15 protein-coding genes and 1 tRNA gene are annotated in these 15,336 nt (G+C 46.8%); 4 read left to right on the plus strand and 12 right to left on the minus strand.

The window, feature by feature from the left end:
• Nucleotides 1-54: 54 nt before the first annotated feature.
• From nusA to EYB58_RS05085, 9 genes are all read right to left on the minus strand, one after another.
• Nucleotides 55-1,428 (minus strand): transcription termination factor NusA, encoded by a 1,374-nt coding sequence (gene nusA / locus EYB58_RS05045; RefSeq protein WP_111956467.1) that lies wholly within the window; start codon nt 1,426-1,428, stop codon nt 55-57.
• 17 nt (nt 1,429-1,445) lie between these two features.
• Entirely contained in the window at nt 1,446-1,922 is a 477-nt protein-coding gene (locus tag EYB58_RS05050; RefSeq protein ID WP_242637564.1) for a ribosome maturation factor RimP, read from the minus strand.
• Nucleotides 1,923-2,079: 157 nt separating this feature from the next.
• Nucleotides 2,080-2,155 (minus strand) — tRNA-Gly (locus tag EYB58_RS05055).
• 112 nt (nt 2,156-2,267) lie between these two features.
• The gene (gene pheT, locus EYB58_RS05060) at nt 2,268-4,718 is read right to left on the minus strand and encodes a phenylalanine--tRNA ligase subunit beta (protein ID WP_111956465.1); all 2,451 of its coding nucleotides are present in this window, start codon (nt 4,716-4,718) and stop codon (nt 2,268-2,270) included.
• A 2-nt stretch (nt 4,719-4,720) separates the two neighbouring features.
• A complete protein-coding gene (pheS, locus tag EYB58_RS05065; RefSeq protein WP_111956463.1) occupies nt 4,721-5,728 on the minus strand; it encodes a phenylalanine--tRNA ligase subunit alpha in 1,008 nt (335 codons plus the stop codon).
• Nucleotides 5,729-5,749: 21 nt separating this feature from the next.
• The gene (gene rplT / locus EYB58_RS05070; RefSeq protein WP_111956461.1) at nt 5,750-6,103 is read right to left on the minus strand and encodes a 50S ribosomal protein L20; all 354 of its coding nucleotides are present in this window, start codon (nt 6,101-6,103) and stop codon (nt 5,750-5,752) included.
• An 86-nt stretch (nt 6,104-6,189) separates the two neighbouring features.
• Entirely contained in the window at nt 6,190-6,387 is a 198-nt protein-coding gene (gene rpmI / locus EYB58_RS05075) for a 50S ribosomal protein L35 (RefSeq protein ID WP_111956459.1), read from the minus strand.
• Between the two features lie 131 nt (nt 6,388-6,518).
• Nucleotides 6,519-7,061 carry a translation initiation factor IF-3 gene (gene infC / locus EYB58_RS05080; RefSeq protein WP_111956457.1) on the minus strand — a complete coding sequence of 181 codons (543 nt, stop codon included), beginning with the start codon at nt 7,059-7,061 and terminating at the stop codon, nt 6,519-6,521.
• 100 nt (nt 7,062-7,161) lie between these two features.
• The gene (locus tag EYB58_RS05085) at nt 7,162-7,689 is read right to left on the minus strand and encodes a nucleoside deaminase (RefSeq protein ID WP_111956455.1); all 528 of its coding nucleotides are present in this window, start codon (nt 7,687-7,689) and stop codon (nt 7,162-7,164) included.
• 76 nt (nt 7,690-7,765) lie between these two features.
• Between EYB58_RS05085 and EYB58_RS05090 the strand changes: the two genes are divergently transcribed.
• The 3 genes from EYB58_RS05090 to pta all read left to right on the plus strand — a co-directional run bounded on the left by EYB58_RS05090 (nt 7,766) and on the right by pta (nt 11,706).
• Nucleotides 7,766-8,854 carry a deoxyguanosinetriphosphate triphosphohydrolase gene (locus EYB58_RS05090; RefSeq protein WP_111956453.1) on the plus strand — a complete coding sequence of 363 codons (1,089 nt, stop codon included), beginning with the start codon at nt 7,766-7,768 and terminating at the stop codon, nt 8,852-8,854.
• Between the two features lie 22 nt (nt 8,855-8,876).
• Nucleotides 8,877-9,482, plus strand: coding sequence for a YkgJ family cysteine cluster protein (locus EYB58_RS05095; protein WP_111956451.1), 606 nt, complete (start codon nt 8,877-8,879; stop codon nt 9,480-9,482).
• 112 nt (nt 9,483-9,594) lie between these two features.
• Nucleotides 9,595-11,706, plus strand: a complete 2,112-nt coding sequence (gene pta, locus EYB58_RS05100; RefSeq protein ID WP_111956449.1) for a phosphate acetyltransferase — start codon at nt 9,595-9,597, stop codon at nt 11,704-11,706.
• Here the strand turns inward: pta and EYB58_RS05105 are convergent.
• From EYB58_RS05105 to EYB58_RS05115, 3 genes are all read right to left on the minus strand, one after another.
• Nucleotides 11,700-12,605, minus strand: a complete 906-nt coding sequence (locus EYB58_RS05105; protein WP_111956447.1) for a LysR substrate-binding domain-containing protein — start codon at nt 12,603-12,605, stop codon at nt 11,700-11,702. The two genes, pta and EYB58_RS05105, sit on opposite strands and share 7 nt — an antisense overlap.
• Nucleotides 12,606-12,856: 251 nt before the next feature.
• Nucleotides 12,857-13,675, minus strand: coding sequence for an SDR family NAD(P)-dependent oxidoreductase (locus EYB58_RS05110; RefSeq protein ID WP_111956445.1), 819 nt, complete (start codon nt 13,673-13,675; stop codon nt 12,857-12,859).
• Nucleotides 13,676-13,680: 5 nt separating this feature from the next.
• On the minus strand, nt 13,681-14,424 hold the full coding sequence (locus EYB58_RS05115) for a YkgJ family cysteine cluster protein (protein WP_111956443.1): 744 nt from the start codon (nt 14,422-14,424) through the stop codon (nt 13,681-13,683).
• A 440-nt stretch (nt 14,425-14,864) separates the two neighbouring features.
• Here EYB58_RS05115 and aprB point away from each other — a divergent pair, with 440 nt between their 5' ends.
• Nucleotides 14,865-15,302: an adenylyl-sulfate reductase subunit beta gene (gene aprB / locus EYB58_RS05120; RefSeq protein ID WP_111956441.1), complete on the plus strand. Its 438-nt coding sequence runs from the start codon at nt 14,865-14,867 to the stop codon at nt 15,300-15,302.
• Nucleotides 15,303-15,336 lie beyond the last annotated feature (34 nt).

Here is a 15,336-nt window from a genome sequence, read left to right on the forward strand (position 1 = left end):
CTCTATAGTTGATTCTTTTGAAATTCGTTCCCCGCGTTACCGATGCAACAATCCTCATTCCTCTGATTTTTCATCCGGTCCATCTTCAACATCAGCAAACGTTTCTCCGTCACCGGCATTGTCATCCACATAAATATCGGTGTTCTGAGAAGATGCAGGCTGCAATAATTCAGCCCGGGCCCGTTCCCGCTCATCTTCCAGCAGATGTCCGGCTTCTTCTATCATTGCTTGGGCATCTTCCTCGGAAATATCTAAAAAGGCCGCAATATCCTCGGGTATGGCATCCAGAACATCCAGAAACGAAGAATAACCGGCCTTAAACAGCAACTCGGCTGCCGACAGACCCACTGAGGACAGTTTCATCAAACTGTCGTATCCCTCCTTGACTTCCCGGCTATATTCCTCTTCACTGGTGACTTCAAGATGCCAACCGGTGATCTCACAAGCAAGGGACACATTCTGACCACCCTTACCAATAGCAATGGAGAGATATTCATCATTTACGATCACCTCCATAGACTGGTTGTCTTCATCAATGATAACCCTTGCGATTTCAGCCGGGGACAAGGCATTGCATACAAATCGTGCAACGTCCGGACTCCACTGAACAATATCTATTTTCTCGCCCCGCAACTCCTGAACAATACTCTGAACCCGGTTACCCTTAACACCCACACAGGCGCCTACGGGGTCCACATCGGAATCAATGGAGGAAACAGCAACTTTTGCCCTTACGCCGGGCACACGCGCTGAACCACGGATGGAAACAATGCCTTCTGCCACCTCCGGCACCTCGGTTTTAAACAATTCAACCAAAAATTCCGGATGGGTCCGGGATAAAACAATCTGGGCACCTTTGGATTCTTCCAGCACATCAAGAACATAAGCACGGATCCGATCCCCCCGTTTATAACTTTCCTTGGGCATCTGCTCCCTTGGCCGCAGTACGGCCTCTGCCTGCCCCAAATTAATAATGATGGCGCCCCGGTCAAACCGTTGGACAATGCCGTTGATTATTTTGCCTTTTTTATGAATAAAATTCTCATATACGGCATTGCGCTCTGCTTCCCGCATTTTCTGGATGATCACCTGCTTGGCGGACTGGGCTGCAATGCGGCCGAATTCCTCGGTATCCATTCGAATTCCCAAAGAGTCACCGATTTCACATTCAGGATCAAATTCAAGCCCTTCTTCCAAGGTCAGCTCACTGTCCGAATATTCAACCTCCTCAACAACCTCTTTAAAATGGAAAACTTCAACATCTCCGCTTTTTTCATCATAATGGACTTCGATGTCCGCCCTTGGGCCAATTTTTTTTCTGGCGGCAGAAACAATGGCCTCTTTCAAGGTATTAATAAGGATGGCAGCATCAATACCTTTTTCTCGGCTTACTTGATCGATCACCCTTTTTATGTCTGTAATAAACATGTTAAACGCTCTCCATTTTACTGACCTGCAAGAATTGCTCTCATGATATTGGTTCCGGAAACATCAAAGGACTGACCGTCAACTGCAATCGTCACAGAATCATCATTTGTCTTCTCAAGAATCCCGGTGAATTTCTTTCTTCCCTCCACGACTTCATGGGTTTCAATTTTAATTCGCTCACCCTGGAATCTGATAAAATCCGCCTTTGTCTTCAACGGGCGGTTTGGACCAGGGGATGAAACTTCCAGGCGGTAAGCACCAATATTCTCAATATGGATATCGATCAGATCCCCAAGTTCCCGGCTGACTGCCACACAGTCATCCAGACCAACCCCTTTGGGCTTGTCTATATAAATTCGTACAAATTTTTGCCGATTACGGACAACACATTCAATGTGCACCAGCTCCAATCCCAAAGAGTCAATCAAGGGTTCGGCCACAGCCAGAATCTGCTGTTCAACGGCGCCGAAATTTTTAGAATTTATAAATGCCATACCCTGCAGCAATCGTCCTTTTTCCACAAATACAAAAACGGGCAGATGCCCGTTCCAGATACGAAAACATTAGAAAATCCTCACCAAAATATCAGGTTCAGATCATACTTTCCCCCAAACAAGTGGAACAAATCTGCCAGCCCATACCAATTTGATTTGGAGCGGGCAACGAGATTCGAACTCGCGACATCAAGCTTGGGAAGCTTGCACTCTACCAACTGAGTTATGCCCGCATTTTAGCGGTTAAATATAACAAGACATATTAAATTTGTCAATACCCTTATTATATAACCGCATTTTCCATTTTATCACCGGTTTTCCCAGATGAATTGCACCACCTTAAAATTATCCGGGCAATCCCGCCTTAAAATCATCAATAAGCTTCTGGGACAGCTGATCATGAATTTTTTTAATATTTTTTTCTGTCAAGGTTTTTGAAGCAGAGCGGTAGATTATCCTAAATGACAGGGACTTTTTATCTTCACCGATGTTCCGGCCCTCAAATACATCAAAAAGGAAATAGTCTTCAATTAACCCCTGTTTTTGAGCAAAGGTTGAAATGGTATCCATCATGGCACCAACCTCAATATGCTTTGACACAATAAAGGTCATGTCCCTGGAAATTGATGGGAATTTTGGCAGCTCAACCGCCTGAATAGCCTGGGGCAGCGCTTTTTCAAGACTTTCCATGTCCAGATCAAAAAGATAAGCATCCTGTTTCAAACCAAAGGCCGCCCCCACATCCGATGCTATTTTGCCAAGCGTACCAAGAATCAAGCCGTCTTTGACAACCCTTGCACCATACCCCGGCTCAAAATAGGGACATATCCCGGCATCGGTTCTTTCATAAATAACATTGAAAATCTGAAGAGAGTCCAGCAATCCCTGTACAACACCCTTTAGATCAAAAAAATCCACAGCTTCTTTTTTGGAATACCAGGTCTGGTCACAACGGTATCCGGTGATCAACCCGCCAAGCACCTCTACTTCCTCGGGCTGCTCACCCGGGGCCTTGTCATAGAAAATTTTGCCGATTTCAAACAACTGAAGCGTGTCCACCTGCTTGGCCGTATTCCGGGCCATAGATTCTAGCAACCCGGGCACAATGGATGTCCTAAGGACTGCCATCTGGTCGGAAATGGGATTTAAAATCTCAACCATCTGGGTTCGTTTATCGGGTCCTTCAATACCCATGCGCTCACAGGCATCCTTGCGGATAAAATTGTAATTGATGGCTTCACAAAATCCAAATCCGGTCATAGCCTGGCGAATTTTGCCGCGCAGCACCAAACGACCGGCAAGGGGCCGACCTTGGGCTTTTACCAAAGGATAACTGGTTTCAATTTTATTATATCCCCACAGCCGGGCCACCTCTTCGGAAAGATCCTCGGGACGGGCTACGTCGACTCTGAAAGAGGGGACATGAACCCGCAGACCACCATCGTCCTTCTTATCCACATCGAACGCCACAGACGCCAAAATCCGTGTCATCTCATCTGGAGAAAATGAGGTCCCTAATCGCACATTCAACGCCTCGGGGCTCAAATCGATGGTAACAGGCTGGGCCTTGACGGGATTCTCATCAATAATTTCTTTGGCGATGGTCGCCGAACAGAACTGCGCCATTAATGAAACGGCTCTTTTCAAGGCAAACATGGTGCCTTCAGGATCGACACCACGCTCAAACCGATGAGAGGCATCCGAAGAAATCCCAGTCCTTTTAGCGGTACGCCGAATGGACACAGGGTTAAAATAGGCACTTTCGACTAACACCCGGGTAGTTGCATCGGTAATTTCAGAATTTTCTCCGCCCATGACACCGGCAATACCCACAGGCTTTTCCCCGTCACAGATCATGAGCATTTCAGGGTCAAGTTTATGGACTTTCGAATCAAGCGTTGTAAACTCAAGCGCCTCATCGCCGGTTTTTCCGGCTGTTCTTACAATAATTTTATTTTTGGCGATATTGTCATAATCAAAGGCATGCAAGGGCTGCCCGGTTTCCATCATAACAAAGTTGGTGATATCCACTACGTTATTGACAGAAGAGAGCCCGACGGCTTCAAGGCGCCGCTTCAACCAAAGCGGAGAAGGACCGACCGTGACATCAAAAAGCATGCCGGCAGTATATCTTGGGCACAATTTAGGATCTTCAATCTCCACAGTGACAAAATCGTGAATATTCCGGGAATCCATGTGCGCTTCCGGAAACGCCACATCCGGCAGGGTCACCTTATTTTGGGGTTCTGTAAACGCCCCAATTTCCCGGGCTACTCCAATAAGGCTCAGACAGTCCGGCCGATTAGGGGTCAAATCAATCTCAAAAACAGCATCATCCAGATTCAAGGCGGATGCAAGGGGGGTCCCTGAAACAAACTGACCTTCAAGATCCATAATACCGGATGCGTCATCCGCAAGCATCAGTTCAGCAGCTGAACATAGCATTCCATGGGACGGTTCGCCCCTCAGTTTGCTTTTCTTAATTTTGAAATCACCGGGCAGTACAGCCCCCGGCAGAGCACAGGCAACATACATACCCTCCCTGACATTGGGTGCGCCACAGACGATGAAAGAAGGTTCCTCTTTTCCAATATCAACAGCACAGCAGGTAAGCTTGTCAGCATTGGGATGCTGCCTTGCCTGTACAACCTGACCCACAACCACATTATCCAGGTAATCATAAAGACTTTCCACCCCATCCACTTCAAGACCGGCCATGGTAAGCCTGTCGGATATCTCCTGGGGATCAAGATCAATGGGAATATATTCACGCAACCAGCTTAAACTGACTTTCATAATTAGAACTGCCCCAGAAAACGCATATCGTTTTCGAAATATTTTCTGATATCATCAATTCCGTACTTGAGCATGGCAACCCGCTCCATACCAAGGCCAAAGGCAAACCCTGTATACTTTTGGGTATCATAACCGACATTTTCAAACACAGCGGGGTGGACCATACCGGCACCAAGAATTTCAATCCAGCCAGTCTTCGAACATACCCGGCAGCCTTTGCCCTTGCACATGACACAGCGGATATCAACCTCAGCACTGGGTTCGGTAAAAGGGAAAAAACTGGGCCTGAACCGCAACGAAGTATCCTTATCAAAAAACTGCTGAACAAACGTGGTCAGCACCCCTTTTAGATCTCCAAAGGAGATATTTTTGTCCACCATCAAGCCTTCCACTTGATGAAACATAGGGGTATGGGTCAGATCCGAGTCACAGCGGAACACCTTGCCAGGAGAAATAATGCGCACAGGCGGCTCATTTTTTTCCATTACCCGGGGTTGGGAACCTGACGTATGGGTTCTCAATACTATATTTTCAGACACATAAAAGGTATCCTGCATATCCCTCGCCGGATGATATGGGGGAATGTTCAGGGCCTCGAAGTTATAATAATCGGTCTCAACTTCCGGGCCTTCAGCAATGTCAAACCCCAGGCGCAAAAAAATACCGCAGATCTCGTCTATCACCTGAGTGACGGGGTGCAGGGCGCCTTTTTTGACCATACGCCCAGGCAGGGTGATATCAACACCTTCAGCAGTACCTCCCGCACCGGCTTCCAGGCCGGTTTGGGCCTGCTTTACTGCCTTTTCAAGCTTTACCTTCAGCAGATTACCATTTCTCCCTGCAGCAGGACGTTCGTCCATCGGCAGGGATGGGATGTTGCGCAAAAAAGCGGTGAGCAATCCCTTACGGCCCAGAAAATGTGTGGAAACTGACTCAAGAGTTTCCTTTGAATCTGCCGTGCTGATTTGTTCCAGGGCCTGTTTTTCAATGTCTTGGAGATTGTTTTGCAAGGTTCCCCCGAAAATACGCTTTTAGTTCAATTTGGCAGACGCCTGGGAAGCCAGCTGGGAGAATCCCGCGGGATCAGATACAGCCAGATCAGCCAGAACTTTTCTGTCCAGTTCACTGCCGACAAGCTTTAATCCGTTCATGAACCGGGAATAGGACAATTCATTCATCCGTGCGCCCGCATTGATACGTATAATCCACAATTTTCTAAAATCTCTTTTCCTTACCCGACGATCCCGATAGGCGTACATTAATGCTTTATCCACTGCATCTGCAGCAGTTCTGTAAAGCTTGCTTCTTCCGCCCGTGAAACCTTTTGCCAGCTTAAGCACCTTGTTGCGGCGCCTTCTTGCCTTGAATCCTCTTTTAACTCTCATTTCTTCTACACTCCTTATATACCATCAGCCAACCGCCACATTGGCCGGCTTTCATATCAATATTAAAAAAACGCTGCCAAGCCCAACTATCCGTAGGGCAGCATCCGGCGGACTGATTTCATATCAGAGTCGGCAACAATCTGGGGCTGACGAAGACTTCTCTTCCGTTTGGTGGTCTTCTTGGTCAGAATATGGCTGGCATGAGATTTGCGGAATTTGTATTTACCCGACCCGGTTTTTTCAAACCGCTTGGCAGCCGCACGGCATGTTTTAATTTTTGGCATTACTAAATCTCCTGAAGGTTCACACTATTATAAAAACTAAAGGTGGCATATACGCGGATACACCACCACACATAAATATCTCTCTGACACAGAAAGGCCTGTACAAAAAAATCAGAACTAATAACCGGTGATTATTTGGGACCGAGCAACATGGTAATGACCCGCCCTTCAAACTTGGGAAGCTGCTCCACCTGGGCGAAGTCCTTGGTCATTTCCACCACTTTTTCCAGGATGATGTTGGCCTGTTCCCTGAGCATAAACTCACGCCCCCTGAAAACCAGGGTTATCTTCACCTTATCACCATTGGAAATAAATTTATCTACGTGACGGACCTTGGTTTCAAGATCATGATCGCCTGTTTTGGGACGAACTTTGATCTCCTTGATCTGAACACTTTTCTGCTTCCTTTTGGCTTCCTGTTTTTTCTTAGTCAGCTCGTACTTATACTTTCCATGATCCATTATTTTGCAGACAGGCGGCCTGGCATCCGGAGACACTTCAACCAAATCCAATGCATCGCTTTGGGCAATACGCAATGCCTCAGCAATGGGCAGAACGCCTACCTGTTCACCATCAGAACCGATAACCCGTACCTCAGTAGCCCTGATCCCCTTATTCACTCTTGTCTGATCCTGCTTAACTCGCTTAGATATTTTTACCTCCCGCCGAAGCACAAAATTATAATCATGTCAATACAACAAGCATAACCTTTGGATTATATATAGAATAAACACACAAATCAAGAACTATTTATTTTACTTCCTGAATAACATCCTACTTAGTGCCAGATTCACGCCATTGATCAAGCGTGTATGACTCCAGAAGGCTGTCTTTCCAGTATAAATTAGCCTCTTTATTAAAAAAATTATGGAAAAGATCAAGGCTTTTTTTACGCAGCACATGGGAAACGATCGTGATTTGCGCGTCCCTATATAAAGGCGTGAGATGCGTTCTGTCCAAGGCGGTGCCTCCTCCCATCACATCTTCATAGGCAAATACCAGGGTCCGGATACCCGCCAGAATAATTGCGGCAAAACACATCAGACAAGGTTCCATGGTGCAGAACAGCACGGCGCGTTCCGGGGCAAACCGGATATTTGAGGATTCAAGGGATTTAAGCGCACGTATTTCTGCATGATCAATTTCACTGAAAAAAGATAGATCCCCTGACGTGCCGCCTCTGGCACCCGAAGCAATCACCTGATCATCTTGAACAATCACACATCCAACAGGAAACTGCCCTTGATAAAAAGCCTTACGGGCCTGTTCAAGGGCCTGTTCCATAAAAAACTCGTAGTCCAAAAACACTCCTTTTCTTGATTTTTTTATTAAATGCTGTATTTAATTTGATTTTTATTTTATTTCAATACATATATTGATGAATACACTAAACTCCAAAATAGAACAAAATCCCAGTATCCGGGAAATCTTCCAGCAACGGGAGCATAATTTCCTGTCAAGATACGGAACCCCTAGCACCAGCGGAAAACGCCGGCACCCTGACGTTGCCCCCGACAAAATCAGAACCCCCTTTCAGCTGGACCGGGACCGAATTGTATACTCCAATGCCTTCAGGCGATTGAAATACAAGACCCAAGTATTTCTATCGCCGCTGGGGGACCATTACCGGACCCGGCTTACCCATACCCTAGAAGTTTCTGAAACGGCAAGGAATATTGCCCGGGCCATGCGCCTGAACGAGGATCTTGCCGAAGCGGTTGCACTGGGCCATGATCTAGGGCATACGCCTTTTGGCCATGGTGGGGAAACTGCTCTGATCCAGGTACACTCTTCCCGTTTTACCCATTCCGACCAGAGCTTAAGGGTGGTGGATGTATTGGAAAACAGAGGGAAGGGCCTGAATCTCACCACCCAGGTCAGGGATGGTATTCTTAAGCATTCCAAGGGATTCGGCAACATCATCCCGGCTACGCCCGGTGAAACCGCATCCACCATTGAAGGGCGGATCGTACGCGTGGCCGACATCATCGCTTACCTGAACCATGACCTCGATGATGCGTTGCGGGGTAAGGTCATCTTCAGGGATGAGGTGCCTGATATCTGCACCCGAAAGCTTGGCAAAACCCATTCCGCCCGGGCATCTACAATGATGGAACAGCTGGTTTACAACAGCGGGCCCCAAAACGGAGAATTCATTTTAAGCATGGGTGAGGAAACCATGGAAGCCATGACAATCCTAAGAAAATTTCTCTTTGAAAAGGTATACCGCTCCCCAGCGGTTCATGGCGAATTTGTAAAGGCAAAAAAAGTAATTATCGGTCTTTACAAATATTTCATGGAAAATCCCGACGAGATGCAAAAAGAACTGGAAAAAATGGAAATGGCCCCATGGGATTCAGCAAAAAATAAACTGAAACGCTCCGTGTGTGATGTCATTGCCTCCATGACAGACCGATACGCACTTAAATTGTACGCGCGTCTGTTTTTCCCCAACCCATTGGTTTAAAAAACAAACACCAAAGACTGCCATGACACATATCCCGGAACAATTTTCATCCCTGGCCCAGCTCTACTATGATATGGATAAAGCATGGAATCAGGTTGCACAACAATATGGGTTTCAGTGCAACGGCTGTGAAGACAACTGCTGCCTGTCTCTATTTTTTCACCACACCCATGCCGAAGCATCTTTTCTGCAATTTGGCTTCCAGACATTGCCCCGTAAAGACCAAAAGCACATATTAGCCCTTAGCCGGGACTACTGCCGTCAAACCTTTTCCAGCACTGCGGAAAGCCAAAACCAGCCGGCATCCAAAAAAATCCCCTGCCCTTTGCTCAAAAATGACAGGTGCAGCCTTTACAAGTTTCGACCCATGATCTGCCGAATGCACGGACTGCCCCACGAGCTTCACAAACCCGGATTTAATGTCATAAAAGGACCTGGCTGTGATGCCGGAAAATTTGACAGCCGTACATATATTCCTTTTGACCGGACCCCGTTTTATAAACAGATGGCTGTCATCGAAATGAATTTCAGACAGCTGACAGGCAAAACCGGAAAAATAAAAAAAGCCATTGCCCAGATTCTATCCGATTCCATGCCGGAACAAAGAAGAGACATAAAGGCTCCTTGACAGTACCCAACCAATCCTATAATTTATTATAAAGTTATTGTTCTGGATTTTCGAAAATAACGTTCCCCTCTATCTGACTGAATAACAAACCAGTATCTTTGGAGAAATTTCAATGTCAAGCGGTTTATATATCACCGCCACCCAGGCGGGCGCCGGCAAATCAGCTATTGCGTTAGGTGTAATGGAAATGCTTTTTCGAAAACTGGAACATGTGGGCTTTTTTAGACCTATCATCACCAAAGACCCCGAAGATGCCTGGGATCTGGATATTGAACTGATGTCCAGTCAGTTCCATCTTGACCGGCCCTATGCCACCATGTACGGCGTCGCCCAGAACGAGGCGGACCACCTGTTAAGCCATGGGAAAAAAGATGAGTTACTTGAAAAAATCATCGAGAAATACAATGATGCCAGGGAAAAATGCGGTTTTATCCTTTGCGAAGGAACAGATTTTGTTTCTTCCACCACCGGTGTGGAATTCGACATCAATGCAACCATTATCCAGAATCTGAACTGCCCCGTGCTCCTGGTGGCTGATGCCCACAATAAATCCATGGAAGAAGCGGCCACACTAACCAGTATGACGTTAGACTCACTGGGAAGCAAAGGGTGTCATATCCTGGGCACCATAATCAACCGGGTAACACCTGCCAACCATTCCGGCATCATTGACCATTTCAAAAAAACCGGGTTATTTCCTGATCAACTGATATATGCCATTCCCGAAGAAGAAATACTGGCCAATCCAACCATTGCAGAAGTTGCAGCGGCGCTGGGCGCAAAAGTACTTATTGGAAGCAACCAGCTCTATCGACATGCTCGGTGCTTTACCGTTGCGGCCATGCAGTTGACCAATCTGCTAAGCAGAATCGACCACGGCACCCTGATCATCACCCCGGGAGACCGGGCCGATGTCATTGTGGGATGCATGGCAGCCCTGTCTTCGGATTCCATCGAAAATGTCTCCGGCATCATTTTGACCGGCGGTCTTGTACCAGAAGGCCCGGTATGGGACCTTATCAAAGGCATCCCTGATGCCGTACCCGTGCTCAGCGTCCCCGAAAACACATTCCCCACCGCCCTGGCCGTGGAAAAAATCAAGGGTTCAATTTCCCCGTACGATGACAGAAAAATCATCCGGACTTTGGCGTTATTTGAACAACACGTAGACATCGAACGAATGATGGATAAAGTCATCACGACCGACGCCACCATCATGACACCGAAAATGTTCGAATACGAACTTATCCGCAAAGCCAGAATGTTCAAAAAAAGGATTGTTCTACCCGAGGGAGATGAAGAGCGCATATTACGGGCCGTGGAAACCATTCTGCGGCGTGGGATTGCTGACATCACCCTGCTTGGCGATGAAAAAAAGATTCAGCACAAGATCAGAACACTTGGCCTGCGCATGGATGGATTTGAAATCATCAACCCCGGAAAATCCGACCTGCTCGAGACCTATGCCCAAGTCTATTGCGAGTTAAGAAAACACAAAGGCATGACCATTGAAAATGCCCGGGACCGGGTGACGGATATCAACTATTTCGGCACGATGATGGTGCACATGGGTGATGTGGACGGCATGGTATCGGGTTCCGTCCACAGCACAGCCGCCACTATTATCCCCTCATTTGAAATCATCAAAGCCAAAAAACCGCAGACCCCGGTATCCGGACTGTTTTTCATGTGCCTGCCACATAAAGTGTTAGCGTATGGCGACTGCGCCATCAATCCGGACCCCAATGCGGAACAGCTTGCAGAAATTGCCATCACCTCAGCCCAAACCGTAAAAATGTTCGACATTGAACCAAGGGTCGCCATGCTTTCATACTCCACAGGCACCTCGGGCAAAGGCAAGGATGTAGACAAAGTCAGAGAAGCCACCAAAATTGTCAAGCAAAAGTGTCCGGATCTGCTGATTGAAGGTCCCATCCAGTATGATGCCGCCATAGAACCGGATGTCGCAAAAACCAAAATGCCCGACTCTCCTGTGGCCGGTAGAGCCACGGTTTTTATTTTTCCGGATCTCAATACAGGAAACAATACCTACAAAGCCGTGCAACGCTCCTCGAATGCCGTGGCCATTGGTCCGACCCTACAGGGTTTAAATAAGCCGGTGAATGACTTAAGCCGTGGGTGTCTTGTAACCGACATTATCAACACAGTAGCCATCACAGCCATCCAGGCCGCCGAACAGGATATAAGAACTCAGGATCAATGAGGATGAGCCTGGTGTTCGTACACCGCCTTATAACGCTCCTTTGTATAATAAATAAATTCCTGAAGAACAGATGAAAAATATTTATCCTTATGCCAGATCGTATAAAAGGAACGGGAAAATTTAAAATCTTTTATCTTGAGACGAAACAACTGCCCGGACAGAAGCTCGTTCATTACGGAAATTCTGGACAAGCAGCTTAGCGCCCCCTTGTTCCCCAGTACCGATTTCACAGCTTCCGTATGCCCCACTTCCAGGAAGGGCTTAAACCGTTTTTTATACTTTTCTATATGATACAGGAAAACCTCCCGGGTGCCGGACCCCTCTTCCCGGAGAATCCAACGCTTTGATAAAAGCTCTTCCATGCGGTAATCTTCACCGCTGACAAGGTCCGGATCTCCAGTCACCACATAAAGCTCATCAAGGCCAAGTACCTCCCGCTCGATCTCGGTGCTGTTGTAGTCTGCCTCAACAAAACCGATATCCACATCACCATCTTCAATAAGCTTGCCGATTTCTATGGTATTACCGGTTATTTTTTCCACACGGACCCCTTCATATAGCTCAGCAAACTCATAAATAATCTGGGGCAGGATATAGTTGGCAATGGATGAACTGGCGCCCACCTTGATATCTCCAACCAGATCTTGATCCCTGAACATGGCCTCACTTTCCCGCAGGCCAAAAACAAGGGGCTCCACCATCCTGAAAAAATAGCGCCCGTTTTCATTGACCACTAACCTTTTGTGGATGCGGTCGAACAATAATTTTCCCAAAGTTTCTTCAAGAGCTTTTATGGCCATGGATACTGCAGACTGGGTCAGGCCGAAATCTTTGGCCACCTGACTTAAATGGGGTGTCTTCACAAGCGCAAGAAATAGCTCAAGTTGCCTTAATGTCAATCGCATACCTCCATAGACCTACTTGGCAAGGGCATAACAATTACGCCCTATACTTTAAAATAAAAAATGCTAAGGATATCTGTCATACAGAGGCGACTATATCACGCCGAGGGGTTCACCCAAAGAATATATTAAAAAAAATTGATTGTTTTGTTCAGTTTTTTAAATGCACCTCCCCCAAAAAAAGATCAAATATCTGCACGAAAACGAATAGACATAAAAACCATATTGCATATATCTCTTTCGAGTCCCTAAATGATGCCCCGGGGCATCGGCGGCACAGGAGCCCCGCCCAGGACGAAGCCACCGTCTATACGGAGGGTGGCACCAGTCATATATGGGGCATCCCTGATAATAAAATTGACAGCCTTGACAGCATCGGAAACTTGGCCGGTCCGACCCACCAGGGTATGGTCTATCAGGGAACGCTTTTCCTCGTCCGTCAATACCTCCCGCCACCCCCGGGTCCCCTGGGCATGACGGGTTTCAAAGATACCCAGCATTAATTCGTTCACACGGACTAAAGGCGCCCCCATCCTGGCCCATGTTTCGGTGAGTACGCCAACCCCCCGGTTGGCGGCTGAATACCCCTCGTTGAAAACCAGGGCAGCAGGGCCGGATCTCCCGGTTATGGCCGCAACAGAAGAAAGATTAATGACAACGGCGTCATCACCGGCCTTCAGCAAGGGAAACATCGCCTCAAAAACCCAGCGTTTGGCTTTAAGCGTTGTTTCAATCTCCAAATCCCACTGATCTTCAACATATGCCCCGTGAACCGTAGGCCACCCGCCGCGTTCAATGTTGTTCACCAAAATATCCAAACGCCCATACCGATCTCTTATAAACTTTGCCAGACCGTCTATTTCATCGGTTATACGCAAATCTGCATTTATTATATGGTGTTGGGCACCTGTCTTCTCAAATTCCGCCTCCATATCACAGAAGGCATCCGGCCAGTCATGGCGAGTGAGGATAAGATTTGCCCCCTGCCGAGCAAGGTCCAGGCCAATGCCTTTGCCGATTCCCTTGACCGCTCCAAGCACCAAAGCCACTTTTCCTTTGATTTCCATAATTTTCAGCCCCGAATTTCCAAATCCTTGCCAAACAACTGGTATTTTACCCAGGCAATACCGAAATTAAGCAGACTTAAATCATCAGCTACAACCTTTTCCACATATTCCCCGGGCAGATCAAGTGAAGCAAGAAGCCCTTTTTCCTTAATCTGAAATTTGAAATTATCCAGATCATATAAAGCCATGTAAAAAACATCTTCTTCGGCGACTTCAAGTCTTCCCGGCCGGATCTGATTTTTAAGGCTGATCAGTTCAAGAATTTTATCATTTTCAGTGTTGTGGTCGACCACATCCTGGCCTTTGAGCCACTGGGCTACGGTCTGGTTACCCTGAACGCCAAAGCCCTTGCAGTGCTCTTCTTCAATCAAAGCAAAATATTCGACATGCTTCCCGGTTCTCCTGTCCTTTGCAACGGCCCGGGCCAAGGGATACATGCGGCATGACGCAGGACGGTCATCATATATGGAACACCCTGAATCCGTGACAAAAGGACAGGCGTGGCCGGTGGCAGGATTGGCCTTGAAGGTAAGCACCGGCAGACCGGAACCGGGCCCGGTATGCCGGGATGTATATTTTTGCAGAAACTGCCCGGACGGCAAATTCACTGCATTTTTCATTCTCAGAACATCATAGGGGGTCAGTGCCTGGTTCAGATCCCTGCAACATTGATTGAAGCAAGGGTTATCCGGACTGCAGTTGAATTGCATAAAATCATCCAAGGCCACAGGTAACATCTCATCGTTCATTTTTTTTCCTTTATCATTTTAAAATTATGATATAAAACGGGTCGTCAATAACCGGCGGATAAACTACCAGGATCCAACTGGTTTTTCCAGATGATTTTAATGTATGCATTCACAAGATATAGTGCCTTACCGGCCCCAAAAACATATATATTGTCGAAACAATAATCGTTCAAAAAAATTGAAGAAATCATTCAATCATTTTTTTTGAATTTTCTTGACACAGACCTTGTCAGGGTGTTATTTCCATATCATTTGTTCGAAGGAAGAAGGCTTATTGACTTAAATTTAAAACGGAGTCGACACGTCACCCTCTGAACTCAAATACTTGAAATTACAGGCCTTTTAAAGCTTTTGATAGGCCTTAATCTAGATAGTAACACATTGTCGCACAACGGTATTTGTGCAATTTTGATTAACCTACATTAATGGAGGTATTTTAAATGCCATCTTTTGTAATCGCAGAAAAATGTGACGGCTGTAAAGGCGGAGACAAAACCGCATGCATGTACATCTGCCCCAATGACCTGATGGTTCTGGATGCTAATGAAATGAAAGCTTACAACCAAGAACCTGATCAGTGCTGGGAATGCTACTCTTGCGTAAAGATTTGCCCCTCCCAGGCCATCGAAGTAAGAGGTTACTCTGACTTCGTGCCCATGGGCGCTGCTGTACAGCCCATGATGGGTACTGAGGACATTATGTGGACCTGTAAGTTCAGAAACGGCGTTGTAAAACGTTTCAAGTTCCCCATCAGAACCACTCCCGAAGGCGAAGCCAACTCTTATGATGATCTGAAGGGCAAAGACCTGTCTTCAGGATTGCTTTCCACTGAGGAAGCCGACGGCATGGAGCTAATAGTTCCCACCGAACTGGCATAGGGTTACTTAAATTTAATTTCGGATACTTATTAAA

It is taken from the genome of Desulfobacter hydrogenophilus, assembly GCF_004319545.1.
GTDB lineage: Bacteria > Desulfobacterota > Desulfobacteria > Desulfobacterales > Desulfobacteraceae > Desulfobacter > Desulfobacter hydrogenophilus.